This window comes from Aeromonas sp. 603607 (genome assembly GCF_049171595.1).
Classification (GTDB): Bacteria; Pseudomonadota; Gammaproteobacteria; order Enterobacterales; family Aeromonadaceae; genus Aeromonas; species Aeromonas veronii.
This window is the reverse complement of record NZ_JAAKOV010000013.1, coordinates 1-26,733: the sequence shown is the minus strand read 5'-3', so window position 1 is coordinate 26,733 and position 26,733 is coordinate 1. Positions and strand designations below refer to the sequence as shown.

General features: G+C 60.5%; 24 protein-coding genes. 15 read left to right on the top strand and 9 right to left on the bottom strand.

What is annotated here, in order from left to right; genetic code table 11:
• Positions 1-12 precede the first annotated feature (12 nt).
• Entirely contained in the window at positions 13-936 is a 924-nt protein-coding gene (locus G5315_RS13285; protein WP_005335703.1) for an SPFH domain-containing protein, read from the top strand.
• A complete protein-coding gene (locus G5315_RS13280) occupies positions 933-1,388 on the top strand; it encodes an NfeD family protein (protein ID WP_005335704.1) in 456 nt (151 codons plus the stop codon). The genes G5315_RS13285 and G5315_RS13280 overlap by 4 nt, the downstream gene beginning before the upstream one ends.
• Positions 1,389-1,457: 69 nt before the next feature.
• On the opposite strand, the gene G5315_RS13275 is transcribed toward G5315_RS13280, so the two are convergent.
• On the bottom strand, positions 1,458-3,563 hold the full coding sequence (locus G5315_RS13275; protein ID WP_421333180.1) for a methyl-accepting chemotaxis protein: 2,106 nt from the start codon (positions 3,561-3,563) through the stop codon (positions 1,458-1,460).
• Between the two features lie 139 nt (positions 3,564-3,702).
• On the opposite strand from G5315_RS13275, the gene nadA reads away from it, so the two are divergent.
• Positions 3,703-4,776 (top strand): quinolinate synthase NadA, encoded by a 1,074-nt coding sequence (gene nadA / locus G5315_RS13270; protein ID WP_005335706.1) that lies wholly within the window; start codon positions 3,703-3,705, stop codon positions 4,774-4,776.
• Positions 4,777-4,846: 70 nt separating this feature from the next.
• On the opposite strand, the gene G5315_RS13265 is transcribed toward nadA, so the two are convergent.
• Together G5315_RS13265 and gap are read right to left on the bottom strand one after the other, a co-directional pair.
• Complete coding sequence (locus G5315_RS13265; protein WP_421333179.1) at positions 4,847-5,713, bottom strand: D-hexose-6-phosphate mutarotase; 867 nt, start codon at positions 5,711-5,713, stop codon at positions 4,847-4,849.
• Between the two features lie 86 nt (positions 5,714-5,799).
• Entirely contained in the window at positions 5,800-6,795 is a 996-nt protein-coding gene (gene gap / locus G5315_RS13260) for a type I glyceraldehyde-3-phosphate dehydrogenase (protein ID WP_005335708.1), read from the bottom strand.
• Between the two features lie 347 nt (positions 6,796-7,142).
• Here gap and malQ point away from each other — a divergent pair, with 347 nt between their 5' ends.
• From malQ to msrB, 4 genes are all read left to right on the top strand, one after another.
• Positions 7,143-9,332 (top strand): 4-alpha-glucanotransferase, encoded by a 2,190-nt coding sequence (malQ, locus tag G5315_RS13255; RefSeq protein WP_266135428.1) that lies wholly within the window; start codon positions 7,143-7,145, stop codon positions 9,330-9,332.
• Between the two features lie 82 nt (positions 9,333-9,414).
• Entirely contained in the window at positions 9,415-11,592 is a 2,178-nt protein-coding gene (glgB, locus tag G5315_RS13250; protein WP_421333178.1) for a 1,4-alpha-glucan branching protein GlgB, read from the top strand.
• Positions 11,592-13,748: a glycogen debranching protein GlgX gene (gene glgX, locus G5315_RS13245; protein ID WP_421333177.1), complete on the top strand. Its 2,157-nt coding sequence runs from the start codon at positions 11,592-11,594 to the stop codon at positions 13,746-13,748. The genes glgB and glgX overlap by 1 nt, the downstream gene beginning before the upstream one ends.
• Positions 13,749-13,816: 68 nt before the next feature.
• A complete protein-coding gene (gene msrB, locus G5315_RS13240) occupies positions 13,817-14,203 on the top strand; it encodes a peptide-methionine (R)-S-oxide reductase MsrB (protein ID WP_047439612.1) in 387 nt (128 codons plus the stop codon).
• Positions 14,204-14,277: 74 nt separating this feature from the next.
• On the opposite strand, the gene chrA is transcribed toward msrB, so the two are convergent.
• Together chrA and G5315_RS13230 are read right to left on the bottom strand one after the other, a co-directional pair.
• Positions 14,278-15,429 (bottom strand): chromate efflux transporter, encoded by a 1,152-nt coding sequence (gene chrA / locus G5315_RS13235; protein WP_216949341.1) that lies wholly within the window; start codon positions 15,427-15,429, stop codon positions 14,278-14,280.
• Between the two features lie 82 nt (positions 15,430-15,511).
• Positions 15,512-15,958, bottom strand: coding sequence for a nucleotide triphosphate diphosphatase NUDT15 (locus G5315_RS13230; RefSeq protein WP_421333176.1), 447 nt, complete (start codon positions 15,956-15,958; stop codon positions 15,512-15,514).
• 207 nt (positions 15,959-16,165) lie between these two features.
• Between G5315_RS13230 and G5315_RS13225 the strand changes: the two genes are divergently transcribed.
• Both G5315_RS13225 and G5315_RS13220 read left to right on the top strand, forming a co-directional pair.
• The gene (locus G5315_RS13225) at positions 16,166-16,393 is read left to right on the top strand and encodes a hypothetical protein (RefSeq protein ID WP_335819967.1); all 228 of its coding nucleotides are present in this window, start codon (positions 16,166-16,168) and stop codon (positions 16,391-16,393) included.
• Positions 16,394-16,538: 145 nt separating this feature from the next.
• Positions 16,539-16,856 carry a hypothetical protein gene (locus G5315_RS13220; RefSeq protein WP_005343224.1) on the top strand — a complete coding sequence of 106 codons (318 nt, stop codon included), beginning with the start codon at positions 16,539-16,541 and terminating at the stop codon, positions 16,854-16,856.
• Between the two features lie 134 nt (positions 16,857-16,990).
• Here the strand turns inward: G5315_RS13220 and G5315_RS13215 are convergent, their stop codons facing one another.
• Both G5315_RS13215 and G5315_RS13210 read right to left on the bottom strand, forming a co-directional pair.
• Positions 16,991-17,467: an Lrp/AsnC family transcriptional regulator gene (locus G5315_RS13215; protein ID WP_005304871.1), complete on the bottom strand. Its 477-nt coding sequence runs from the start codon at positions 17,465-17,467 to the stop codon at positions 16,991-16,993.
• Between the two features lie 311 nt (positions 17,468-17,778).
• Positions 17,779-18,402 (bottom strand): helix-turn-helix transcriptional regulator, encoded by a 624-nt coding sequence (locus G5315_RS13210; protein WP_421333175.1) that lies wholly within the window; start codon positions 18,400-18,402, stop codon positions 17,779-17,781.
• Positions 18,403-18,508: 106 nt separating this feature from the next.
• Between G5315_RS13210 and G5315_RS13205 the strand changes: the two genes are divergently transcribed.
• On the top strand, positions 18,509-19,738 hold the full coding sequence (locus G5315_RS13205; protein ID WP_421333174.1) for an MFS transporter: 1,230 nt from the start codon (positions 18,509-18,511) through the stop codon (positions 19,736-19,738).
• A gap of 110 nt (positions 19,739-19,848) precedes the next feature.
• The gene (locus G5315_RS13200; protein WP_111900214.1) at positions 19,849-20,667 is read left to right on the top strand and encodes a Cof-type HAD-IIB family hydrolase; all 819 of its coding nucleotides are present in this window, start codon (positions 19,849-19,851) and stop codon (positions 20,665-20,667) included.
• Positions 20,668-20,718: 51 nt separating this feature from the next.
• Here the strand turns inward: G5315_RS13200 and G5315_RS13195 are convergent, their stop codons facing one another.
• Positions 20,719-21,282, bottom strand: a complete 564-nt coding sequence (locus G5315_RS13195; protein ID WP_069554893.1) for a DUF2799 domain-containing protein — start codon at positions 21,280-21,282, stop codon at positions 20,719-20,721.
• Positions 21,283-21,488: 206 nt separating this feature from the next.
• On the opposite strand from G5315_RS13195, the gene G5315_RS13190 reads away from it, so the two are divergent.
• Positions 21,489-22,328 (top strand): isopenicillin N synthase family dioxygenase, encoded by an 840-nt coding sequence (locus G5315_RS13190; RefSeq protein ID WP_421333173.1) that lies wholly within the window; start codon positions 21,489-21,491, stop codon positions 22,326-22,328.
• 211 nt (positions 22,329-22,539) lie between these two features.
• Complete coding sequence (locus G5315_RS13185; protein WP_064341676.1) at positions 22,540-23,853, top strand: sodium-dependent transporter; 1,314 nt, start codon at positions 22,540-22,542, stop codon at positions 23,851-23,853.
• Positions 23,854-23,856: 3 nt separating this feature from the next.
• Here the strand turns inward: G5315_RS13185 and G5315_RS13180 are convergent, their stop codons facing one another.
• Positions 23,857-24,576, bottom strand: coding sequence for a substrate-binding periplasmic protein (locus tag G5315_RS13180; RefSeq protein WP_201933481.1), 720 nt, complete (start codon positions 24,574-24,576; stop codon positions 23,857-23,859).
• 431 nt (positions 24,577-25,007) lie between these two features.
• Between G5315_RS13180 and G5315_RS13175 the strand changes: the two genes are divergently transcribed.
• Both G5315_RS13175 and G5315_RS13170 read left to right on the top strand, forming a co-directional pair.
• Entirely contained in the window at positions 25,008-26,321 is a 1,314-nt protein-coding gene (locus G5315_RS13175; protein ID WP_201907564.1) for a sodium-dependent transporter, read from the top strand.
• A 76-nt stretch (positions 26,322-26,397) separates the two neighbouring features.
• A complete protein-coding gene (locus G5315_RS13170; RefSeq protein ID WP_421333172.1) occupies positions 26,398-26,529 on the top strand; it encodes a hypothetical protein in 132 nt (43 codons plus the stop codon).
• Positions 26,530-26,733: the final 204 nt, after the last annotated feature.

Below are 26,733 nucleotides of genomic sequence, written 5' to 3'. Positions count from 1 at the left end.
AGGAGCTAAATGATGAACGAATCATTGATTGTGCTAGGGATTTTCGTGTTCCTGGTGCTCGCCACCCTGAGCGCGGGCATCAAGATCGTGCCCCAGGGCTACAACTGGACGGTGGAGCGCTTCGGCCGCTACACCCGCACCCTGACCCCAGGCCTCAACCTGTTGATCCCCTATGTGGATAGGGTCGGCCACAAGATCATCATGATGGAGCAGGTGCTGGACATCCCGGCACAAGAGGTGATCTCCCGCGACAACGCCAACGTCACCATCGACGCCATCAGCTTTGTGCAGGTGGTGGATGCCCGCAAAGCGGGCTACGAGGTCAACGATCTCACCAGCGCCATCCGCAATCTCACCATGACCAATATGCGGACTGTGCTCGGCGCCATGGAGCTGGACGAGATGCTCTCCCAGCGCGACACCATCAACGAGAAACTGCTGCGCACCATGGATGCCGCCACCGCCCCCTGGGGCATCAAGGTGACCCGCATCGAAATTAAAGATGTGCGCCCGCCGCTGGCACTGGTCGAGGCGATGAACGCCCAGATGAAGGCCGAGCGCCAGAAACGGGCCGAGGTACTGGAGGCCGAAGGGGTGCGCCAGTCCAAGATCCTGAAAGCGGAAGGGGAGAAGCAGTCCCAGATCCTCAAAGCCGAAGGTGAGCGTCAGGCCGCCTTCCTCGCCGCCGAAGCGCGGGAGCGTGCTGCCGAGGCGGAAGCAAAGGCGACCCATATGGTTTCCCAGGCAATTGCGGAAGGAGACCTGCAGGCCATCAACTACTTCGTGGCTCAGAAATATACCGAGGCACTGGCCCGCATCGGTGAAGGCCCCAACAGCAAGATCATCATGATGCCGCTGGAAGCGGGCAGCCTGATTGGCTCTGTGGCTGGCATGGCCGAGCTGTTCAACAAAGATGGCAAGGGCAGCAAGTCATGACTGCCCTGTTAGAGGGGCTGACCCACTGGCACTGGCTGGGGCTCGGCTTCATTCTGCTGGCCATCGAGGTGCTCGGCTCGGTGGGCTTTTTGCTCTGGACCGGCATCGCCGCGCTGGAAGTGGGCCTGCTGCTGCTGATCTGGCCCTTTGGCTGGCAGGCGCAGTTGCTGCTATTTGCGGTGCAATCCCTGCTCACCACCTGGGCCTGGTGGCGCTGGCAACACCAGCGTGACAACTCGGGTCAGGATGCCGCCAGCACCATCAACGAGCGGATGCAGAGCTATATGGGCCGCGAGCTGACCCTGCTGGATGATGTCACCCAGGGCACCAGCCGGGTGCATCTGGACGACACAGTCTGGACGGTGCGCTGCGACGAGTCGCTGCCTGCGGGCAGCAAGGTCAGGGTGGTGGGGGCCGACTCCCACATCCTGCTGGTTGAACCCCGCAACTGACGCAACTCTGCCATCGAGTCATAAAAAAGCCCGCGATCGCTCGCGGGCTTTTGTCTCTCTGGCGGCTACTCAGGTACGCAGCCGATCGAGCTGACTGGCCAACGCCGTGGCCGCTTGCTCCAGCGCTTCGCTCAGTTGATGGCTGGAGCTGGCCTCCTGCCCAATCACGTTGGCGGTATCACCAATCCGCATCAAATTCTTGTTGATATCGTCACTGACGGCGCTCTGCTGCTCGGCGGCGGTGGCGACCTGACTGATGTGGTCGTGGATCTGCTGGATCTGGGCCACCACCCGATTGAGCGCCTCGAACGCCTGCTCGGTGCCCTGCACCGTGGTGGTGGAGCGCTCGATGCCGGTATTCATCAGACGCTGACTGCTGCTCACCTCGGTCTGCAGGCTACCAATCAGCTGGCCGATCTCGTCGGTCGATTCACGAGTCTTGTTGGCCAGCGCCCGCACCTCGTCTGCCACCACTGCAAAGCCGCGGCCCATGTCCCCTGCCCGTGCGGCCTCGATGGCGGCGTTGAGGGCCAGCAGATTGGTCTGCTCGGCAATGGCGCGGATCACATCGAGGATCCGGCTGATATTGGTGCTGCGCTGGGCCACCAGCGCCACCGCCTTGTCCGCCTCATGCATATCGCCGACCAGAGTATGGATCTCGTTGCGGGCATTGCTGAGGGTCTGCTGGGCGGTATTGATGTGGTGGGTCGCCGCTTCCGACTCCTGCGCCGCCTGCTCGGCATAACCCGCCACGCTGACTGCCGTGGTGCTCATCTGATGCATGGCGCTTACCACGCTCTCCAGCTCCAGATTCTGCTCGTCCAGACTGTTGCGCATGGTGTCGGCGGTATGTTTCATCTCCCGCGCCTGCTGGTAGACCTGCTGGCCAATCCCCTTGCTCATTTGCACCATGCCCCGCAGCTTGCCGAGGAAGGCATTGAGCTGAGAACCCAGATCGATCAGCTCCTGATGGGTGTCGATCTCCATCTGCTGGGTCAGGTCACCCTCGTTGCTGGAGAGATGACCCACATGGCGGCTGATAAGAGAAAGTGGCGCAGTAATGGTCTGGATAAACCAGACCAGCAGCCCCAGCACCAGCAGGGTGATACCGCCCATGGCGATGATCTGCTGCCGCTGGCCATCCACCAGCAGGGCGCCCAGTTCATTGCTGATGGCGTGCGCCTTGCCGAGCGCCAGCGCCTTGGGCACCTTGATCATCAACCACCACTGGGTATTGGCTGCTTCAACCCGAATGGGCTGATGAAGAATGAAGTCACTGTCGCTGCTGACCGGCCGACCGTCAGGCAGGGTCAGGCCCACCTCCTTGAGTGGACGGCCCAGCTTGTCGGCATAGCGGTTGCTGCCCACAATCAGCCCCATCTTGCTGACCAGGGTCACATCCGCCTTGTTGTCATAGAGGCTCTTGCCAAGGTTTTCAGCCAGTTGCTGGAAGATGGGCAGGTTCATATCCACCCCGGCCAGCCCGACAAACTTGCCGTCACGCAGCACGGGCACCGTGAGACTGGTCATCAGCATCTTGTTTCCCGGACTGATTTCGTAAAGGTAAGGCTCCATCAGGCAGGGCTGACGGGTATCGCGACCACAGAGATACCACTCGCTGTTGCGAATGCCGAACTCGTTGAGGGAGGTATCAAACTTGGCCTCGCTGGCGGCGGCGTCCACCGCTTGCTGGGCGATGGCCCCTCCCTGATCCTTGGTGAAATAGACCTCCAGACTCCCCTTGCCTGCCACCGAGTGGCTGGCCCCGCCCAGCCAGTTGCCATCCTCGCCATCGTAGCCGTTCGGTTCAAACTGGGCATAGATGGAGCTGATCCCGCTCGCCTGCTGCAGGCTGCTGCCGAGCAACGACTCCACTTGAGGCCGCGACAAGCGCTGTTCCGGTTTGGCCATGGCTGCTTCAATCTGGGCGGTCACGTTCAGGGGGATCTGATAGGAGTTCTGCATCAGCGAAGCAATCTGGATGGCATAGCGCTCTGCCTGATACTGCAGACTGCGGGAGACCTCCTCTTCCAGTGCATCGCTGGTCTGGGTCATCACCATATTGCGAAGGGAACTGAAAGAAGCCGATTGCAACAGGGTCATGGCCAGCCCGGTCAACAGAAACAACCCCATGGTCAGAGACAACAACTTGAACTTGAGGGAACGTTGCTTCATACGACAACTCCTTATGGCAATATGACAACGAATAAGTTGAGTATATTCGTCCACTTGCAGCACACCGGATTTGTGATGGGTTTGTCACCGGCTTCTGGTTATAATTTTGGCCTTCCCGAGCGTTGATGGAACAGTCGCAATGAGCAATGCACTGAGCAGTGTCCCGCCGGTAGTCGCGATGGACTACCCCTTTCCGGCCAAACCTCTTCCCCTGAGTGCCGAGCAGAGAACGACCTTGACCACAGAAATCAAGGCGCTACTCAAGGAGCGCAAAGCGGTACTGGTCGCCCACTACTACACGGATCCCGAGATCCAGGCGCTAGCCGAAGCCACCGGCGGTTTCGTCGGTGACTCGCTGGAGATGGCCCGCTTTGGCCGCGATCACGAGGCGCAGACCCTGATCGTCGCCGGGGTGCGCTTCATGGGGGAGACCTCCAAGATCCTGAGCCCCCACAAACGGGTGCTGATGCCGACTCTGGAGGCCGAATGCTCCCTCGATCTGGGCTGTCCCATCGAGCAGTTTTCCGCCTTCTGCGATGCCAATCCCGACCATACCGTGGTGGTCTATGCCAATACCTCGGCCGCCGTCAAAGCGCGGGCGGACTGGGTGGTGACCTCCAGCATCGCGCTGGAGATCGTCGAGCACCTCGACAGCCTGGGTCACAAGATCATCTGGGGCCCGGATCGCCATCTGGGTGCCTATATCGAGAAGAAAACCGGGGCGCAGATGCTGCGCTGGCAGGGCCACTGCATCGTCCATGACGAGTTCAAGGCCCGTGCCCTGCGCGAGCTGAAAGAGCAGAATCCGGACGCCGCCGTGCTGGTTCATCCGGAATCCCCCGCCTCGGTGATCGAGCTGGCCGATGCGGTGGGCTCCACCAGCCAGCTGATCAAGGCGGCCAAAGAGCTGCCCCAGCAGAAGCTGATCGTGGCGACCGATCGGGGCATCTTCTACAAGATGCAGCAGGCCTGTCCGGAGAAAGAGATGGTGGAAGCACCGACCGGTGGCGATGGCGCTACCTGCCGCAGCTGCGCCCACTGCCCCTGGATGGCGATGAACGGTCTGGTGGCGATCAAGGAGGCGCTCACCGACGGTGCCGAGCGCCACGAGATCCATGTCGATGAAGATCTGCGGGTCAAAGCCTTGATCCCCCTCGATCGCATGCTCAATTTCGCAGCCGAACTCAAGCTCAAGACCCAGGGCAACGCCTGATTGCCGCCGTCATGAGATGCAAAGAGGGCTCCCGCGGGAGCCCTCTTTATTTATCTGAACCTCATCCTGCTCAGATGATCACGGTGGAGAGACTGTGCTCTTCATCCGGCGCAACGGTCACTCCCGTATCACCGGCGATGGCCGCTTCAACGCAGAGCATGGTGCGATAGCCATCGTCGCTCATGTCGGCCATGGCGGTAGCCCCTTCCAGCCAGGGGGTCCAGACCACCACGCTGTCGTGGTTGCCACTGACAACCCGAGTCTCGCGCTCACCATCCTGCACGCTCACCAGCGCCTCTGGCTGCCAGTAAACCCGATCCAGCGGCCCGCTCAGGGTCAATGCCCCCTGCTGCTTGGCATCCTGTCCGGTCAGCTTGTCGGCATAGGGCTCGCCCAGGCCGGTGACGCTTACCGCCTCCGGTGCGCTGATCTGCAAATAGGTGTGCAGCGCACCGCTATAGGTCAACGGCTGAGCACCTGTGTTGCGAGTGGTCAGCACCAGCGAAAGCTCTTTGCCCACCAGCACGTCCAGTTCCAGCTCGAAGGAGTGATCCCACAGGGCACGGGTTGCGTCGCTGTCGCGCAGGGAGAGATGAACGAGCGTGCCATCGGCGTGATCGGAGACCCCGTCCAGCATCCAGAGGGTGGTACGGGCAAAACCGTGGGAGGGTTTGCCGCTACCGACGCGGGCGGGCGCCGGGCCAAACCAGGGCCAGCAGATCGGGATACCACCGCGAACAGGCTTGCTGCCATCCAGCACCGCCTTGTCACTCAACCAGATGGAGGCCGGCTCGCCATGACGCTGATAGCTCAGCACATGGGCGCCAAACAGGCTGATTTCGGCCTTGGCATAGTCGTTATTAATGGTGAGAACCGGCAGACCGGCCGCATTGTTGGCAAGCCTGCAATTGGCTGTCAGGGGACGAATGGATTGCATGTGGACTCCTGTCATCAGGGGAAACCGAAAAACAAAAAGGCGGCCAATGGCCGCCTTTTTCAAGCTACGCGATTGCGCATCCCAAATTACTTGGAGATGTGAGCGATCAGGTCCAGAACTTTGCTGGAGTAGCCCATTTCGTTGTCGTACCAGGATACAACTTTAACGAATTTGTCGTTCAGCTGGATACCAGCCTTGGCGTCGAATACGGAGGTCTGACGCTCACCCAGGAAGTCGGTAGATACAACTTCGTCTTCGGTGTAGCCCAGAACGCCTTTCATAGCGCCTTCGGAAGCAGCTTTCATCGCTTCGCAGATTTCTGCGTAGGTGGCAGCTTTCTTCAGGTTAACGGTCAGGTCAACAACAGACACGTCCGGAGTCGGAACACGGAAAGCCATACCGGTCAGCAAGCCTTTCAGTTCCGGGATAACTACGCCAACAGCTTTGGCAGCACCGGTAGAGGACGGGATGATGTTCTGAGCCGCACCGCGGCCACCGCGCCAGTCTTTGGCAGACGGACCATCAACGGTCTTCTGGGTAGCAGTGGTAGCGTGAACGGTGGTCATCAGGCCAGACTCGATACCGAAGGTATCGTTCAGAACCTTGGCGATCGGTGCCAGGCAGTTGGTGGTGCAGGAAGCGTTGGAAACGATGTCCTGGCCAGCGTAGGTAGAGTCGTTAACACCCATTACGAACATCGGGGTAGCGTCTTTGGACGGGCCAGTCAGAACAACTTTCTTGGCACCAGCAGCGATGTGCTTACGAGCAGTCTCGTCGGTCAGGAACAGACCGGTAGCTTCAGCAACAACGTCAACACCGATTTCGCCCCACTTCAGGTTGGCCGGGTCACGCTCAGCGGTAACACGTACGGTTTTGCCGTTTACAACCAGGTTGCCGTCTTTAACTTCAACGGTACCGTTGAAACGACCGTGAGTTGAATCGTACTTCAGCATGTAAGCCATGTAGTCAACATCGATCAGGTCGTTGATACCAACAACTTCGATGTCTGCACGCTCGCAAGCCAGACGGAATACGAAACGACCGATACGGCCAAAACCGTTAATACCTACTTTGATAGTCATATTTAGTTACCTAACTGTTCAGTAGTCAAAGAAAATTCCGCTTGTAAATTTACTAGAACTCTCCGGTGAGTCAACCAACATTCTGTCTGAAATTGCGCTATATCATGAAAAACTGTGAAATTAATTTTCTGTTTATGTAACTGATTACCACGTTTTGACGAAAAAAGTGCCAGATCGTGGCATCGCGCAGATATCAACAATAGTGCCTACTCGGTCACACAACCATTCACAGAGATATGTAAAAATGTGCGCGGTTTAGCATGGCCAAAGAGCCACTGTTCAAGTACCACCCCATAAAAATCAAACAAAATAGTATAGATAGAATCCACAGCGGGAATTCTCAAACTATGACCACCCTGATTGAACAGCTGGCTGCCGCAAAAGGTATCGCCAGCGAGTATGTCGATGCCTGGGGCCACCCGGCCCAGGTATCAGAAGAGAGCAAGGCCGCCATGCTGGGCGCCATGGGCTACCGCGTCGATGACGAGGCCGCACTGGTGCAGCAGCTGGAAGAGGAGCATCGCCAGCACTGGCTGCGGGCGCTGGATCCTGTGATGGTGGTTCGCACCGGCGACGCCGTTACCCTTGAGGTTCGCCTCCCCATCGAATTCGTCAACGACGCCCTCACCTGGCAGCTCCAGCAGGAGCAGGGTGCAGTGCTGTCCGGTCAATTCACCCCCATCGAGGGTGAGCTGGTCGGCGTGGCCGAATTTGAAGAGATGGAGTGCCAGGCCTATCGCGTCACGCTGGATATGGCCCCGGAGCTGGGTTATCACCAGCTGGTGTTGCTGGAAGAGGGCAATGACGAGCCGCTGGCCACCATGCGCCTCATCGTTGCCCCCAAGGCCTGCTACAAGCAGGCGCCGATTGCCGATGGCCGCAAGGTATGGGGTCCGAGCGTGCAGCTTTACTGCCTGCGCAGCCGCCATAACTGGGGTATCGGTGACTTCAGCGATCTGGGCCAGCTGGTCGAGAAAGCGGCCGCCTGGGGTGCCCACTTCGTCGGCCTCAACCCTATCCACGCCCTCTATCCGGCCAATCCGGAGAGCGCCAGTCCCTACAGCCCCTCTTCCCGTCGCTGGCTCAACGTGGCCTATATCAATGTGGAAGCGGTGCCCGAATTCCAGCAGAGCGATCGCCTGAAAGCGGAAGTGGCAAGCCCTGCCTTCCAGCAACATCTGGCCGATCTGCGCGTCAAAGAGAACGTCGATTACACCGGCGTGCTCCAGACCAAACTCGGCATGCTGCGTCAGGTGTTCGACGAAGCCACCCTGAGTGTCGAGCGTCAGGCCGCCTTTGATGCCTTCGTGGCCGCCGGTGGCGACAGCCTGCAACAGCAGGCAGCATTTGATGCCCTGCAGGCCCACTTCTATGCCAAAGGCGAAAATGCCTGGGGCTGGCCGGTATGGCCGCAGGAGCTGCGCGATTACCACAACCCTGCCGTTGCCGCCTGGATGGCCGAGCACCCGCAAGATGTCAACTTCTACCTCTATCTGCAGTTCCTGGCTGACGAACAACTGGCGCAAGCCGATGCCCGCGCCAAGGCTGCCGGCATGGTGATGGGGATCTATCGGGATCTGGCGGTGGGCGTCTCCGAAGGCTCCACCGAGATCTGGGCCAACCAGGATCTCTACTGCCCGAAAGCCTCGGTCGGTGCGCCGCCCGATATCCTCGGCCCGCTTGGTCAGAACTGGGGCCTGCCCCCGATGAACCCGAACAAGCTGTTTGAAGCGGCCTATCAGCCGATGGTGGACTTGTTCCGTGCCAACATGCGCTCCTGCGGCGCACTGCGCATCGACCACGTGATGGCCTTGCTGCGCCTGTGGTGGGTACCGCCCGGAGCGTCTGCCGCCAAGGGCGCCTACATCTACTATCCGGTCAACGATCTGCTGGGTATTCTGGCACTCGAATCCCACCGCAATCAGTGCCTACTGATCGGCGAGGATCTGGGCACCGTGCCGGAGGGGATCGACGTGACCCTGAAAGAGAACGGCGTTCACTCCTACAAGGTGTTCTTCTTCGAACGCTCCAAGGAAGATGGTGGCTTTATCTCCCCGGCGCACTACACCGAGCAGGCGATGTCGGCCCTGACCACCCACGACATGCCGACCCTCAAAGGCTTCTGGCACTGCGATGACTTGGCGCTCGGCCGTCAACTGGGTCTGTATCCGGATGAAGATGTATTGAAGACTCTGTATGCTGATCGTCACCAGGCCAAACAGCGGATCCTCGACAGCCTGCATGCCCACAAGGTCATCTCTGACAACATCAGTCATGACGTCAACTGGGTCGGCATGAACACCGAACTCAACCACGGTCTGCAGATCCACATGTCCCGCGGCAGCTGCGCCCTGTTCAGTACCCAGCTGGAAGACTGGCTGGAGATGGACAAGCCGGTCAACGTACCGGGCACCAGTTACGAATACCCCAACTGGCGCCGCAAGCTTTCCGCTGATCTGGAAGATATTTTTGCCAATGAGGCACTCAAGGCACTGGCTGGCAAGATGAGCCAAGCCCGTGATGAGGCCAGTCGTTGAGACGCTGTCTCCCACAGCGCTCTCACCTAAATCCACTCCGGCTTCGGCCGGAGTGGATGCTCTGTCATGAAAGGAAATCTCGATGCTCGTTGAACGTTTGGTTGCTGCCCGCTGTTCCGATCCCTTCTCTCACTTAGGCCTGCAGGCCAATCCGGATGGGCCCGGCCTCAAACTGACCGCCTGGTTGCCTGATGCCCTCGAAGTCCGCGTCAAGGATCTCAAGTCGGGCAAAGTCGTTGCCACCCTGGCGCCCACCGATGAATCGGGTCTTTTTGAAACTGTTTTCACCCGCCGCAAAAACTCCTTCCCCTATCAGCTGATCGCCAGCTACCAAGATGCCACCACCGAGGTCATCGACCCCTATCAGTTTCAGGATGCCGCCTGGGCAGGCCTGGCCGAACTGACCGCCCAGCCGGAAAACCTCTACCACACCCTTGGCGCCCAGCTGCGCACCGTGGAGCATCTTGGCCAGCAGGTGGAAGGGGTGCGTTTTGCGGTCTATGCGCCGAGCGCCACCGCCGTGAGCCTCATCGGCGATTTCAACTTCTGGGATGGCCGCCGCCACCCGATGCAGCGCAGCCTGTGCGGTCACTGGGTGCTGTTTGTGCCGGGCCTCAAGGCCGGGGATCGCTACAAGTTCGAGCTCAAGGACCCCATGGGCAACCGGCTGCCCCACAAGAGCGATCCTGTCGGCTTCTATTGCGAGCAGTATCCGTCGTTCGCCTCCGTGGTCTATGACCACGCCCAGTACCAGTGGCAGGATGCCGAGTGGATTGCCAACCAGCACAACGACAAACGCGAGCAGCCGCTCTCCATCTATGAGCTGCACGTCGGCTCCTGGAAGCGCCACCCCAACGGCGACAGCCTGAGCTGGCGCGAGCTGGCAGTGGAGCTGGTCGCCTACGTCAAGGAGATGGAGTACACCCACATCGAGCTGCTGCCGGTCTCCGAGCACCCCTTCAGCGGCTCCTGGGGCTACCAGCCGGTGGGCATGTTCTCCCCCACCAGCCGCTACGGCACCGCAGATGATTTCAAATACTTCGTCGACCAGTGCCACCAGGCCGGGATCGGCATCATTCTGGACTGGGTGCCCGCCCACTTCCCGTCCGATGCCCACGGCCTGGCCCGTTTCGATGGCACCCCGCTCTACGAATATGAAGATCCGCGCCGTGGCTGGCACCCGGACTGGAACTCCTACATCTACGACTTTGGCCGCGACACAGTGCGCCAGTTCCTGGTGGCGAGCGCCCTGTTCTGGCTCGACAAGTTTCACATCGACGGCCTGCGGGTGGATGCAGTCGCCTCCATGCTCTATCTGGACTACTCCCGCAACGCCGGTGAGTGGGTACCGAACGTCGATGGCGGCAACCACAACTACGAGGCGATCAGCCTGCTCAAGTGGACCAACGAGGAGGTCTACGGCAAGTATCCCCACGCCATGACCATAGCCGAAGAGTCCACCGCCTTTGCCGGTGTCTCCCGCCCCACCTTCCTCGGCGGCCTCGGCTTTGGCTTCAAGTGGAATATGGGCTGGATGCACGACACCCTAACCTACATGCAGAAAGAGCCGATCCACCGCCGCTACCACCACAACGACATGACCTTCTCCATGGTTTACCACTATGACGAGAACTTCATCCTATCGCTCTCCCACGACGAGGTGGTGCACGGCAAGCACTCCATGCTCTACAAGATGCCGGGCGACGAGTGGCAGCAAGCCGCCAACCTGCGGGCCTACATGGGCTTCATGTACGCCCACCCGGGCAAGAAGCTCAACTTCATGGGCACCGAGATCGCCCAGAGCAACGAGTGGAACCACGATGCCCAGCTGCCATGGCATCTGCTGCAATATCCCAAGCATGCCGGTCAGCAGCGGCTGATCCACGATCTCAACCACCTCTACCGTCATGAGCCTGCCTTGTATCAGGCCGATTATGAGCAGACCGGCTTCCGCTGGCTGGATCATAACGATGCCGACAACAGCATCTTTGCCTGGCTGCGGGCGGACAAAGAGGGCAAGCAGACTATTGTGGTGGCTTGCAACTTCACCCCGGTGCCCCGTCTCGAATATCGGATCGGCGTCCCTGCGGCGGGCCACTATCGGGTGGTGCTCAACACCGACAGCGAGTATTACTGGGGCAGTAACTATGATGTAGGTCTGGTGTTCGCTGCCGAGCCGACCCCCTGGCAGGGGATGGCGCACAGCATAGTGCTGGATCTGCCGCCGCTGGCGACCTTGTTTATCAAACAGGAGTCTTGATGCTTGTAATGGAAAAAGGGGTGGGCCACCCGCTGGGGGCCCGCCTTGACGAGAACGGTTGCCACTTCTGCGTCTGGGCCCCCCAGTCGGACAAGGTGGAGATCTGCCTGTACGACGAGCAGGAGCAGGAGCTGATGCGGCTGGAGTTGCCCGGCCGCCGTGGCCAATATCGCTTTGGCTACGTGCGCGGTGTAAAGGCCGGTCAGCGCTACGGCTATCGGGTCTATGGCACCCCGCAGGAGGGGATGCTGTTCGATCCGCAAAAACTGCTCATCGACCCCTACGCCAAGGCGCTCAGTCGTCCCACCTACTGGGATGAAGCCCTCTATCAGGGGGACAGTGCCGGGATGATTGCCAAGTCGGTGGTGGTGGATGACAGTTTTGACTGGCAAGGGGTTGGCAAAGCCGGGATCAGTCCGGCCCGCACCATTATCTACGAGACCCACGTCAAGGGCTTTACCAAGCAGCACCCGGGGATCCCCAAAGCGCTGCAGGGCACCTACCTTGGCATCAGTCACCCGCTGGTCATCGAGCACATGAAGAGCCTCGGCATCACCTCGGTGCAGCTGATGCCGGTGGCCGCCTTCATGTCGGAACCGCGGCTGGAACAGCTGGGACTGACCAACTACTGGGGCTACAACCCCATCGCCTTCTTCGCCCCAGAGCCGCGCTACAGCACCAAGGCCGACGAGGCGGTGACCGAGTTCAAGACCATGGTGCGCGAGCTGCACCGGGCCGGGCTCGAGGTGATCCTGGATGTGGTCTACAACCACACTGCCGCCTCTGGCTTCGACGGTCCCACCCTCTCGTTCAAGGGCTTTGACAACGCTGGTTACTACGCCTTCGAAGCGGGCCCCCACGGCCCGGACTACACCCGTCACGCCAACGTGACCGGCTGTGGCAACAGCGTCAATCTGGATCACCCCAACACCCTGCGACTGGTGCTCGATGCCCTGCGCTACTGGGTCACCGAGATGCAGGTGGATGGCTTCCGTTTCGATCTGGCGGTGACGCTGGCGCGGGAAGCGGGGGAGTTCGAGCCAATGGGCGCCTTCTTCAAAGCCGTGATGGCCGACCCTGTGCTGTCACAGGTCAAGCTCATCGCCGAACCCTGGGATATCGGTCCCTTCGGCTACCGGCTGGGTCAATTCCCGAGCCAGTGGCAGGAGATCAATGACCGCTACCGCGACACGGTGCGCGCCTTCTGGCGCGGTGATGCGGGCAAGATGGGGGACTTTGCCACCCGTTTGGTAGGCTCGCGGGATATCTTCCCGAAGAACTGGCGCTCGCCTCACACCAGCGTCAACTACCTCTGCTATCACGACGGTTTCACCCTGGAGGATCTGGTCTCCTACAACCAGCGCCACAATCAGGCCAACGGTGAAGACAATCGGGACGGCCACGGCAACAACCTCTCCTATAACCACGGGGTTGAGGGGCCGACCCTGGATCCGCGAGTCAACAGCCTGCGCCAGCAGCAGAAACGCAATCTGATTGCCACCCTGCTGCTCTCCCAAGGCACTCCCCACTTCCTCGCCGGCGACGAGATGGGCCGCAGTCAGCTTGGCAACAACAACGCCTACTGTCAGGACAACCAGATCAGCTGGGTCAACTGGCAGTGGCGACCGGAGGATGAGCGGCTGTTCGCCTTCACCCAGCAGATGATGGCGCTGCGGGCGGAGTCCTGCGTCTTCTCCAACCTGCAACTGAGCGACGACAGTTGGAATGGCACCCCGTCCAGCTGCCATCAGGTCAACTGGTATCACCCGGACGGCCACCAGCTCACCGATCAGGATTGGCACGCCCCCATGGGGCAGGCATTCGCCATGGATATCGGCATGATCAACTGTGTTGGCGAGCGCTGGTACGTGCTGTTCAACGCCAGCGACTACGATATCCAGTTCCGCCTGCCGCCTCCGGGGGAAGGGCTGGAGTGGATCCAGACTATCGACACCGCCACCAACGATGGGCTGCCCTTCCTGCCCGATGACATCAAACGGCAGGTGGCAGTCGGCCGGGCCCACTCCCTCAAACTGCTGGAGCGGGTGGCGCTGGCCAGCACGGCGGAGGATGCCCAACCACCGCAGCAGGAAATTCTCCCTGCATCCGGTGAGGAGATGGTTGCCACCTCGATCACAGATACAGGCAAACCATAACAGGCATGCTGGAGTCAGCTTTACGGAGCCGCTATGCTGGGCTCCGGTATGGATGGCAAGGAGTCGGTATGAGCAGTAACAATCCGGAACAGTGGCGCAGCAAACTGACCGCCGAGCAGTTTCACGTCTGCTGGGAGAAGGGCACCGAGCGCCCCTACAGCGGCGCCCTGCTCCACAATCGCAAGAGCGGCGACTACCTCTGTGTCTGCTGCAAGAGCGTGCTGTTTCACTCAGGAGCCAAGTTTGATTCCGGCTGCGGCTGGCCCTCGTTCGACAAGGCCATCGAGGGGACGGTGGAGTACACCGAAGACAACAGCCACGGCATGAAGCGAGTGGAGATCACCTGCCGCCAGTGCGGCTCTCACCTCGGTCACGTCTTCCCCGACGGACCGACCGAGACCGGCCAGCGCTACTGCGTCAACAGCCTGAGTCTGGATTTCGATCCCGAGGTCTGAACGTCTTGCCCATTGCAATAAAAACGGCGCCTCCGTTATGGAGGCGCCGTTTTTTTATCGGGATTTCACCGCATTCACGCCAGCAGGATGGCGGCCATCACCAGCAGGGCCGCAATGGCCGGTATCGGCAGCTTCACCACCCGCAGCAGATAAAAGCCGATGGCCGCCAGCGCCAGATCGGTCGGCGCCAGCACCGCGCTCTGCCACACCGGCTGATAGAGGGCCGCCAACAACAAGCCCACCACGGCGGCGTTGATTCCGGTGACGGCCCCCGCCAGACGGGGCTGGGCCAGCCACTGTTGCCAGCAGGGGCCCACCGCCCAAAGCAGCAGAAAGCCGGGTGCAAAGAGCGCCAGGGTCGCCAACAGGGCCCCGATCATCGGCATCTCGGGCTGCAGCTGGGCGCCAAGATAGGTGGCAAGGGTAAACATGGGGCCCGGCACCAACTGGGCCAGGCTGTAACCGGTCAGAAACTGCTGCTCGTTGAGAGTGTGTCCCACGCTCTCTTGCAGCAGCGGCAGCACCACATGGCCACCGCCAAACACCAGACTACCGGCGCGATAGAAGTCGGCAACCAGCTGGCCAAGCGGGCTAGCGAGCAGCGGCAGGCCGATAAAAAAGATGCCAAACAGCAGCAGGGTCGGCCAATGAGGCTGACTGGCAGCGGCAGCAGGCAGCTCGGCGGTGGCAGGGCGACTACCCGCCCCGCGCTGGCTGCGGGCGCAGATCAGCGCCGCTCCCGCCAGCATCAACAGTTGAGTCAGCAGACTGGGCTGCCACCAGAGTGCAGCAGCGGTCACCACCATAATCCCTTGGGTCATTCCCGTGGCACAGAACTGACGACTCATGGTGAGCACCGCATCGGCCACCACGATAAGCGCCAGCAGTTTAAGGCCATGCAGCGCCGCATCGAGCCACAAATTGCTGCCCAGCTGACCGATACCGATCGCGGCCGCCAGTAGCAGCAGAAATGAGGGCAGCGTGAAGCCAACAAAAGCAGAGAGCGCCCCGCCCAGACCGGCGCGATGACGACCGATGGCGAAACCAAGCTGGCTGGAGGCGGGTCCCGGCAGCAGCTGGCACAGCGCCAGCAAGCGGGCAAATTCGGCCTGTGTCAGCCAGCCGAGCCGCTGGACGAAGGTGCGCTGGAAATAACCGATATGAGCGGCCGGACCACCAAAACTGATGCATCCCAGCCATAAAAACTGAATAAATACCTGTCCCACGCTCTTCTCCCTCATCCCTCTCCTCCCGATGGAGAGGAGATATTATGACAGCGCGATGATCGTTTTATGACAATCAGACTGATTAGGCCGACACCATGGGCACATCACCCGGCAGATAGCAGCGTCCCGCCAGCCAGCAGGCGATGGACTGACGGCTGGCGTCGAAGTGGGGCTCGGGCAACGCGCGCGGATCGCACCAGACCCAGCCTTCGCACTTCTCCGGCTCCAGCAGTTGCGGCTCACCATCGGCCTTAGCGTGCAGCGTCACCGAGATATAGTGCAGCCCGCTCTCGCGCCAGGTCTCCAGGTTGTTGGTCACCGCTACCACCTCGGGCCCATGGATCCCAAGTCCCGTCTCCTCGGCCACCTCGCGGATCGCCGCCGACTCGAAGCTCTCCCCCAACTCCAGATGACCACCCGGGATCGACCAGTAGGGGGCATGGCTCCCTTTGCGTTTGCCAAACAGCACCTGGCCTTGGGCGTTGGTCAGGATGACGCCGACCCCGACGCGGGGATAGAGAGTGGACATGAAAACGCTCCTTCAATCAGGCAGTAAAACGGCCCCACCTTAGGCCCAAGGAGGGCACAGGGCAAGCCCCGGCTGCACGGCACCTGCACCTGTCGGTGACCTCTCCCCTTGCCCCTTAACCGGTTATCACTGATGCTGGGGGAGTGAAGCCCGGATGGAGAGGTCATCCCAATCCTCTCAGTCCCCCATCACCCCGAGGAGTCCGCCATGAAAAAATTGCTCCCCCTGTGCGCCCTGCTGCTCACGGCTTGCCAAACCACGCCGCCCCCCAACTCGCTCGCCATCGATGATGCCGACGCCTGGCAGGCCATTTGCAAAGATGGCACCCGGGTTCGCGCCGTGGTAGCAGAGGGGATCTGTGGGGATCATCGCGGGGTAGCCATGTGGATGAATAAGCCAAGAGCTGAACGGATGGCAGAAGAAGCCGCCAAATAGTGTGATCCAGGCACCATAAAATGACACTACCGGCCAATTGGCCGGATTTTTTCGCGATCTCGCCAGCACTTTGCCACCTTGTTCATGGTGCGCTCAGTTTTCTGTTCCCATACTGGCCCTACAGTTCCAAAAGAGGAGAGACAAGATGCAAACATCCATCGTCGGGCTCTCCATTCTGTGGGGGCTAGCCAGTTTTGGTGTTCAGGGGGATTTCATCGAGAGCCGTGATTCCGTTGCGCCATCCTGGCAAGCCGAGTCCAGAGTGGAGATGGAAGGTTATCTGATTGAATCGCTTGGCGAAGATCGCTGGTTGTTCGACAACGGCAGCGAGAGCCTGCTGGTCTCCCTGCCCGAGGGGCAGTGGGTGCCGACCGGCGAGCGGCTGCGGGTCAGCGGCGAACCGCAGCAGGAGCAGAGCGGCTGGCTGCTGCAGGTGGAAGATATCAGCCAGGTCAGCGTCTGACCACAGCAGTCGCCATTCCCCGTCACCGCGACAACTAATCCAGAACCGAATAACCAATACCGCATAACAGAAAGAGGAGGCCACTGGCCTCCTCTTTCTGTTTCTATAAGCGGTTTGAAGCGGTTTGCGCAGCCTCAACCCAGATGGTTGAGCGGCAGCGCCGTCTTGTGCTTGATGCGGCGCAGCACGAAGCTGGAGCGCACCCCGGTCACCCCCGGAATATGGGTCAGCTTGTCCAGCAGGAAGTGCTGATAGTGCTCCATGTCGCGCACCACCACCTTGAGCTGGTAATCGGCATCATTGCCGGTGATGAGGTCACACTCCAGCACTTCGGGCAGTTCGCTGATGGCGCGATCGAAATTTTCGAACCGCTCGGGCGTGTGTCTGTCCATGGAAATGTGAATGTAGGCGGTGAGGGTGAGGCCAAGCTGGCGGGCGTTGAGCAAAGTAACGTGGGTGTCGATGAGACCGGCATCCTCCAGCGCCTTGACCCGGCGGGAGCAGGGGGACGGCGAGAGCCCGACCAGCTCGGCCAGTTCCAGATTGCTGATGCGGCCATTCTCCTGCATCAGCTCGAGAATATGTCTGTCTATGCGATCAAGTTTCAGCATTTACCCTTCCTCGTTGCAATGACTAATCCACTTTTCCTAGATTAAGGGTGAACTATTGCAAAAACAACCGAAATAAGTGGTTACTTTGCAACCACTCACCGGCACGGGAGGGATACTATGGTTACATCTTCCGGTGGCAAAGCAGATACCTGACCGGGTCTCTGCGGTGAAGGACCTTACCGGGTCAAGAGCCCCATCAGCCGTCTTACCTTATCGGGAAATGACGGGCTGGAACGAGAGAACCCCCTCCCCGAAGGCAACAAAGCAGGCATCCCGGCGCCTGCTTTGTTGTTTTTGGGCGTTTGGCGCAATCAGAACGCGGGCGGCGTGATGCGATAGAGGCAGCGGTGCGCCCCCTCCAGCAGATACTGCTCCCGCTCCACCGTCGCCGGTGCCAGCAGCTGGCGAAACAGCGCCAGTTCGCTGCGACAGAAACCGCGGCAGGTACGCGCTGCCGCACAGATGGGGCAGTGGCTCTCCCACAGCAGCCAACTGCCATCCTCTTCGCGAAGGATCTCCGCCATATAGCCCTCGCGAGTACGCAGCTCCTTGAGCGCCGCCAACCGGCCAGATAAGCCATGGAACCCCAGCGCCTCCTGATAGCGAGCAAGCATCTGCTGCTCCCGCTGCTGGATCAGCCGTTCCATCCCCTCCTCGCCAAACAGCTCGCGCACGTTGTCGATCAGCTGCACGGTCAGGTCGCTATGGCTATCGGGGAAGCGCTGCCAAGCCTGCTCGGTGAGCTGCCACAGCCGCACGGGACGACCGCGCCCGCGCGCCTCGTCGCTGAATGTGACCCACCCCTCCTGCTCCAGTGCGAACAGGTGCTGGCGGGCGCCCATGGAGGTCATCTGCAACTGCTCCCCCAGCGCGGCGGCGCTCTGCGGGCCATGGCTCTTGAGCAGAAACAGGATCTTGTCGGTGCTTGCGTTCATGATCTCATTATGGGGAGCCACCTTTATTAAATCAATAATTCACTTTACTTAATCCCGTCTATGAACCAGCATAAATAAACCAATAACTTTACTTAATGGGTGCAACATGGAGAAACACGGGCACAAAAATCCCCTCTGGGTGCTGGTCATGACGGTCACGCTGGCAGTTGCAGGCTTCAGTCTCCCCTCCCCGGTGTTGGCTCCTTTGCTGCTGGATCCGGCCCACGGCATGCTGACGCCGGAAGCCTCCGACTGGAGCCGCAAGGTGTGGCTGGGGGTCATCATGGGGCTCTATCCCCTGTTCCAGCTAGTGGGCAGCCCCTGGCTCGGTCGCCTCTCCGACCGCTATGGCCGCAAGCCACTGCTGTTGCTATCGCTGGCGGGAGTGCTGGCAGGCTATGCCCTGATGGCACTCGGTATCGCCTGGCGCTCCCTCCCCCTGTTGCTGCTCAGCCGGATTGTGGAGGGGCTATGCAACGGCAACATCGCCATCGTGCAGGCGATGGCGGCGGATCTCGCTGGCAAGGAGCACAAGACCCGCAGCTTCGCCTGGATCAACATCGGCATGAATCTGGGCTGGGTCGTGGGGCCGATGATCGGGGGCTACGCCGCGGTGATCTCGGGGGATTACAGTCTGGCCGCCTGGCTGGCGGTAGGAATGACCCTGCTCAACCTGCTGCTGGTCTACTGGTTGATCCCCTATCGTCCGCCGGTGGCGGCCGCCCGGCAGGCCCCGACCCTCTCCAGCCGCCAGCTGTTGCTGCAACCGGCCCTGCTCCCCTACTTCGCACTCACCCTGATCAGCTATGGCGCCGTGCAGCTCTATTTCACCTACTTCAATATCTGGCTGGTGGAGCGGCTGTCTTGGGATCCGACCCAGCTGGCGCAGGCGGCGGTGCTGGTGAGCCTGCCCATGATGGCGGGCTCCTGGCTCGGCTCTCGCATCGCCCGCCACTGGCGCGGCAGCTCCCTCGGGATTGTCGGCCATCTGGTGATGGCGAGCGGCATGCTGCTCTTTATCCTGCCCGTGCACTGGTGGGGGCTGGCGCTTACCTTCGTTCCCGCTGGCATCGGCATGAGTCTGGGGGAGCTGGCCACTTCGGTGGCGATCTCCAACCGCAGTCACCCGGAGCAGCAGGGGCAGGCGATGGGGCTCTACCGCGCCCTCGCCGTGGGCAGCGAGATCCTGGCGGTGCTGCTCGGCAGTCTGGTGCTGCTGGCCGGTACCGAGTGGCCCTTCTATCTCGCCACCCTCTGCTCCCTTGCCAGTGCCGCCGGTTTCTATCTGCTGCGCCGCCGTGCCGACCGTCGTCAACAGCTGGCCAGCTGCACCTGAGCCACGAAGGGATCACAGTTCGGTGCTTCGGCCGCGGGCAAGACTTGCATCGGGGCGCTGGGTCTGGGACGGTAAGGCTCTTTGCGGATTTGTTCGATGCTGGAGGAGCTATGAGTGAGTACAAGGCCATCGCGCTCGATATGGATGGCACCCTGCTGACCCGGGATCACAAGATCTCGTCGGCCACCCGGGCAGCCCTGGCGCAAGCCCGCGCCCACGGCATCAAGGTGCTGCTGGTCACGGGGCGCCACTACATGACGGCGCGTCCCTTCCACCACGAGCTGGCCCTCGACACCCCCCTCATCTGCAGCAACGGCGCCTATCTCTATGATCCGGTGCAGAACCGGATCCTCAGCGGCGACCCGCTGGCGGCCGCCCCGCTTACCGAGCTGCTGGCCGCGGTCGAGGCGCAGCAGATGGGCGCCCTGTTCCACCTGAGCGAGGGCATTGGCTACATCGGCTGTGAAGAGCATGTCACCCGCATCCGCCACTGGTCGGCCAATCAGCCGGACCACCTCAAGATCGCCCTCCACCCGGTCGAGGAGCTGGCAGGCTGGCTCGACAACCCGGTCTGGAAGCTGGAGTTGTTCAATCAGGATCCGGCACGCCTGCACACCTTTATGGGCGAGGTGGTCGAGCAGATGCCCTTTACCCGTGACTGGGCGGCCCCCTATGCGGTAGAGCTGGTACAGCCCGGTTGCAGCAAGGGCAACCGGCTTGCCCAGTGGGCCGCCAGCGAAGGGATTGCGATGGAGCAGGTGGTGGCGTTTGGTGACAACAACAACGACATCAGCATGTTCGAGCAGGTGGGGCTGGCTGTGGCCATGGGTAATGCGGCCCCGCAGATCCAGAGCCATGCCCATCGGGTCACGGCCGACCACAACGAAGATGGTATCGCACTGGCGCTGCAGCGCTGGGTTCTGCCCTGAGCTGACAAGATGCAACATGGCCAGCACGCGGGCTGGCCATGAAGAGAGGGATTAACCGCCGAAGGAGAACTGGATCACCCGATCCGGATAACGCAGACGGTTGTACTCCCGGCGCAGGGATTCGTAGTGGCGAATGGCCCGATCGCGCTTGGCACGGTAGTAGTCGCGCTGTTCCGTGTTGGTTTCGTTGCGGATGCTGCGCTCCAGCGTATCGATATCACGCTCGGTACGCTCCAGCTCGTCGCTGATCTCCCGCATGCGGGCAGCCAGTTTGTACTCTTCGTAGCCACGCTGATACTGCTTGAGGAAGCTGGCGTCATTGGGGCATACCCCCAGATAAGCCTGCCCCTCCTTGCCCTTGCTGTAAGCCAGCTCGGGAATGCAGTAGAGCTCCAGCCCCTTGTCGTAGCCACGTTTCCACTCGGCTTCATCCACTTTGAGGCCATATTCGCTGCAAGACGAAACGTAATCGCGGGTCGCCTGACGGGTTTTGCCTTCCGATCCATCCTGATAACCTAGGTTGTACCAACTCATGGTGCGGCACTCATCTTCTGACAGGGCACTGCATCCCGCCAGCAATACCGGCAGGGTCAGCAACAGGATTTTGGGGGACATGAACAGACTCCGGAAAAGATAGTGAGCGGCATTCTAGAGAGGATAAAAGGCCATAACAAGGGATGCGCTCCCGTGCGGTCTGGTGCGGTTTATTTGATGCTTTTGTCACTATTCAACGCCGTGCCAGACGGGCGGCCAACCCGCTTTCCTTGTTATCAGGCGCAAGGTAAACTGCGCCATCTTTTAACTGGCGCGCAACAAAAACAATGAAAGTCCTGACCGTCGATTACCGCTCACCCGATGCGGCCCAACGCTTCACCGAATCCCTGCGAACCACCGGCTTTGGCGTGCTGACCAACCACCCCATCCCGAAAGAGCTGGTGCAGTCCATCTACGACAACTGGTATCGCTTCTTCATGAGCGAGCAAAAGCAGGATTTCCTGTTCAACCGCGAGACTCAGGATGGCTACTTCCCGCCGTCGGTCTCCGAGGTGGCCAAGGGCCATAGCCAGAAAGACATCAAAGAGTACTTCCACATCTACCCCTGGGGCCAGATGCCGGAAGAGCTGAAAGAGCAGGCGATGGAGTACTACCGTCTCGCCAACGGTCTGGCCGCCGAGCTGCTGGGCTGGGTGGAGCAGTACACCCCGGCCGATATCGCCGCTCACTACAGCTGCTCCCTCTCCTCGATGATCGAAGAGAGCCAGAAGACCCTGCTGCGGGTGCTGCACTATCCGCCGTTCGATGGCACCGAGGAGCCGGGCGCCATCCGTGCCGCCGCCCACGAAGATATCAACCTGCTCACCATTCTGCCCGCCGCCAACGAGCCAGGGCTGCAGGTGAAGGGTTCCGACGGCGAATGGATGGATGTGCCGTGTGACTTTGGCACCCTCATCATCAATATCGGCGACATGCTGCAGGAGGCCTCTCGCGGCTACTATCCCTCCACCACTCACCGCGTCATCAACCCGACCGGTGGCAGTGCCGCCAAGTCACGTATCTCCCTACCGCTGTTCCTCCACCCGCGCCCAGATGTGGTGCTCTCCGAGCGTCATACCGCCCACAGCTACCTGATGGAGCGGCTGCGGGAGCTCGGGGTGATCTAGTCCGCCGACGAGCAGTTGTCAGAGACCAAACCGGAGCAATCTCGCTCCGGTTTTTATTTGGTGGCAGGATTGGGCAAAAAACAGAATTAAATTAGCCAATCGTGCCAATAAATCGCATTTATGCCTGATAACCGTAGTAGTGATTGCGCCGTGACCTCCGTAACATGAGCGCCATTCTGCCCCTGCCAAGGGGCGCGCGATTGGAGTTCTTATGAAGCAGTCCCAATGGTCATCCCGACTCGGCTACATCCTCGCCGCAGCGGGTTCCGCGGTCGGTATCGGCGCAATCTGGAAATTCCCCTATGTCACCGCCGTCAACGGCGGCGGCGCCTTCCTGCTGGTCTTTCTGCTGTTCAGCTTCACGCTGGGGGTTGCGGTACTGATGGGGGAAACCCTGCTCGGCAGCATGAGTCGCCGCGGGGTAGTGGGAGCCTTCTCCGATCTGCTCGGCAAACAGTGGCGCTGGGTTGGGGTAATGGGGGTGATCTCTACCCTGCTCATCTACTGCTTCTACAGCGTGGTGGGCGGCTGGACCCTGGGTTATACCGGCATGGCCATCTCCGGTCAGCTCAACCATGGCGATGCGGCGGCCCTCACCGCCCGCTTCAATGACTATGTCAGCGGCGACGTCTGGCCCATTCTCACCCATCTGCTGTTTGCCGCCCTCACCTGGATGGTGGTGCAAGGCGGCATTCAGAAAGGGGTGGAGCGCACCCTGCGCTGGATGATGCCGGCCCTGTTCCTGATGATCCTGATGCTGGTCGCCTTTGGCCTTACCCTGCCCAATGCGATGGCGGGGGTACGTCACTTCCTGATGCCCGACTTCAGCAAGCTGGGGATGTCCGGCGTGCTCGATGCCATGGGGCTGGCCTTCTTCTCCCTCTCCATCGGTCTTGGCATCCACACCACCTACGGCGCCTATCTGCCGACCAGCGAAGGGGTTGGTCGCTCCAGCCTCTGGGTGGTGCTGCTGGCCAGCATGGTGGCCGTACTGGCGGGGCTGATGATTTTCCCGGTGCTGGCCTCGACCGGTATCGACCCGGCATCCGGTCCCGGTCTCACCTTTATGACCATGCCGGCAGTATTTCAGCTGCTGCCCTTCGGTCAGGTGCTTGAGGTGATCTTCTTCGCCCTGCTGGTCTTTGCGGCGCTCTCCTCGGCCATCTCCCTGCTGGAGCATTTGCAGTGCTTCCTGTGCGAGACCTGGGGCTGGTCACGCCGCACGGCCTGCAGCGCCATCACTGGATTCGTCATGGTTAGCGGTGTTCCGGTCAGCCTGTCGTTTGGTTCGCTGCAACACGCCACCCTGTTTGGCAAAACCATTTTCGAGCTGCTGGACTTTGTCACCTCCAACCTGATGATGCCGCTGTTCGGCCTGATGCTGACGCTGCTGCTGGGCTGGAAGCTGGGACGCAAGGCGTTGCCGCAGGGGATTGCCAGCCATTGGCATCACCTGCTGATGAACTGCTGGCGCTGGATTGCCCCCTTGCTGATCGGCGGGATCTTGATTCGCGGTCTGGTGTGACGGTTACTCTTCGCGGGTGGGCCCATCGGCCCGCCCCTGTGCGGCTCTGACGGCATCCAGGGCATGCTGCCAGCGGGTGATCTCGGCATCATCCGTTCCCTTGGAGAAGACGATATAGAGACCGGCCTGATGGAGCAGCACGTCACTGCTGACGATGCTGCGCCGGGATAACCCCATCTTGTCGAGGGTGGCCTCCATCACCAGCTCCGCCATCGGCAAGGCATCGATCTTGCCCAGCATCAGCCGCTCTATCGCCTCCCCGACTGTCTTGTAGCGCACCAGATTGGTGTAGCCCTCATGGGTCAGCCGCACATCATCGGCATTGCCCAGCACCACCCCCACTCTGGGCAGATCTCGCAACTGTGCCAGCGAGGTCAGCGGGTGGCGACTATCTGGCGCCTGATAGATAAAGACCCGATTGATAAAGAGCGGGCCAACCCATTTGAAATGGGACTCCCGCTCCGGGAGCCGCTGTACCACGAACAATCCATAGCCGGGCTCGACCCGTGCCAACGCCAGCGCCCGCTTGAGCGGGTAAATCCGCACCGGATAACGGGTGCCAAGCTCCTCCTGCACCTCATCGATCAGGCGAATGGCAAATCCGTCGAGCTTGCCGTCGCGGTATTCGGTAAAGGGGGGTAAATCGTGACTCAGCAGGGTTAATCCGGGCTGCGCCGACACACTCAGGCTGATCAGTAACCAGGGCAGCACCATCCATCTCATACGACATCCTGTCTCATCGTTGTCCCCGTCAGTGCCATGTCGCGGTCACTAGTTCCAGAAGAAGCTACGTCGATTATCGCCCAGTAAATAGCCACAAGGTAGAAAAGATGCTGCCCTGCGAGGTTCCCCACATTGAGTTGTACGTACAGTCAGAGTGGTGACAGCGGCACACATAAAAAATTTTTGATTTTATGTGTCAATTATTCTTTCCATGGTTTAGGCTGTTCCCTCATTCATTAGTCAGGTTGCCACCTCATGTCTGTCATCCTCGTGCTGTTTGGTCGATTTTTTAGCTCGCAAGAGAGGTGACCTTGCACGCACAGTTTTTCTGAATGTTCATTGCAAAGGTCGCCTCAGGCGGCCTTTTTTATGGTCTGTCGTTTATTGCTACAGAGGAGTATTGCTTCGATGTCGTGTTACCCGGAGGTTGTATGAGCCAGGTTCAGTGGTCTTCCCGTCTCGGTCATGTGCTGGCCGCAGCAGGCACAGCGATTGGCCTTGGTGCCATCTGGAAGTTTCCCTATGTGACCGCCACCAATGGCGGTGGCGCCTTTCTGCTGGTGTTTCTGCTGTTCAGCTTCACCCTGGGGGTAGCGGTACAGGTCGGCGAAACCCTGCTCGGCAGCCATAGCCAGCGCGGGGTGCTCGGCGCTTTTCGCAAACTGGTGGGGCCGAACTGGCGCTGGATGGGGTATATGGGGATCGCCTGCGGCTTCTTTATCTACAGCTTCTACAGCGTGGTGGGCGGCTGGACCGTGGGTTACGCCGCGCTGGCGATGGCTGGCAAGCTCAACCTGAGCGAGGGGAGTGCCCTCACCGCCCTGTTCAACGGCTATGTCAGCAACCCCTGGTGGCCGGTGCTGACCCATCTGATTTTCGCAGGCCTGACCTGGTGGTTCGTGCAGGGGGGTATTCAGAAAGGGGTTGAGCGGGCACTGCGCTGGATGATGCCCGCGCTCTTCATCATGATGTTGCTGCTGGTTGGGGTCGGTCTCTCCATGCCGGGCTCCATGGCGGGTGTACGCCAGCTGCTGCTGCCGGACTTCTCCATGCTGACCGGCCAGAGCGTGCTGGACGCGCTGGGACTGGCCTTCTTCTCCCTCTCCATCGGGCTAGGGGTACACACGACCTATGGCGCCTACCTGCCCAATAGCGAAGGGGTACTGCGCTCCGGGGTCTGGGTCGTCACCCTGGCAAGCCTGATCTCGGTACTGGCTGGGCTGATGATCTTCCCGGCGCTGGCCTCCACCGGTATCGACCCTACCGCAGGGCCCGGGCTCACCTTTATGACCATGCCTGCCGTGTTCAGTCATCTGCCGTTCGGTCAGGGGCTGGGGGTGGTCTTCTTCCTGTTGCTGCTGGTCGCTGCCCTCTCCTCCTCTATCTCCATGCTTGAGCATCTGGTGCGCTTTACCACCGAGGAGTGGGGCTGGTCGCGTCGTGGCGCCTGCCGGGTGTTGACCCTGCTCATCATGGCCTCCGGCATTCCGGTGAGTCTGTCGTTCGGCCCCTGGAGTGATCTGACCCTGTTTGGCAAGACCATCTTCGAGCTGCTCGACTATCTCACCTCCAACCTGATGATGCCGCTGTTTGGTCTGGTGCTGACCCTGCTGCTGGGTTGGCGACTGGGTGATGCCATATTGCCTGCGGGCCTGTCACCCACCCTGCGTCTGGCGCTGCTCTGGTGCTGGCGCGTGGTGGCGCCGCTGCTGATCAGCGGGATCCTGATCCGCGGGATCATGTAACGCTTTGCGAATCCGTGCGGGCAGGCCTTGGCCTGCCCTTTTTATTGCTGGCGTTTGCTTTATTACAGGCGTTCATATGAGCAGCATCACGATGGACAGGAGTGAAGTCAGTGGCCGTCGAACAATCTCGGAAGAGCAGGATGAAGAAGGATCGGAGTGGCAGAGTGGCAGAGTGGCAGAGTGGCAGAGTGGCAGAGTGGCACAATAAGAGGTGGCGTTCGGCTCGCCACAACGGCAACAGAAGAAGCTGGAGTACTGAATTGAGGGCAAAAAAAAACCCCATCTTAGTGGGGACTTTCTCTGCAACCGCAGCTGATATCTCAGGCTCGCTTGCGAATATGGTGGTCGTTACTGGGATCGAACCAGTGACCCCCTCCTTGTAAGGGAGGTGCTCTCCCAGCTGAGCTAAACG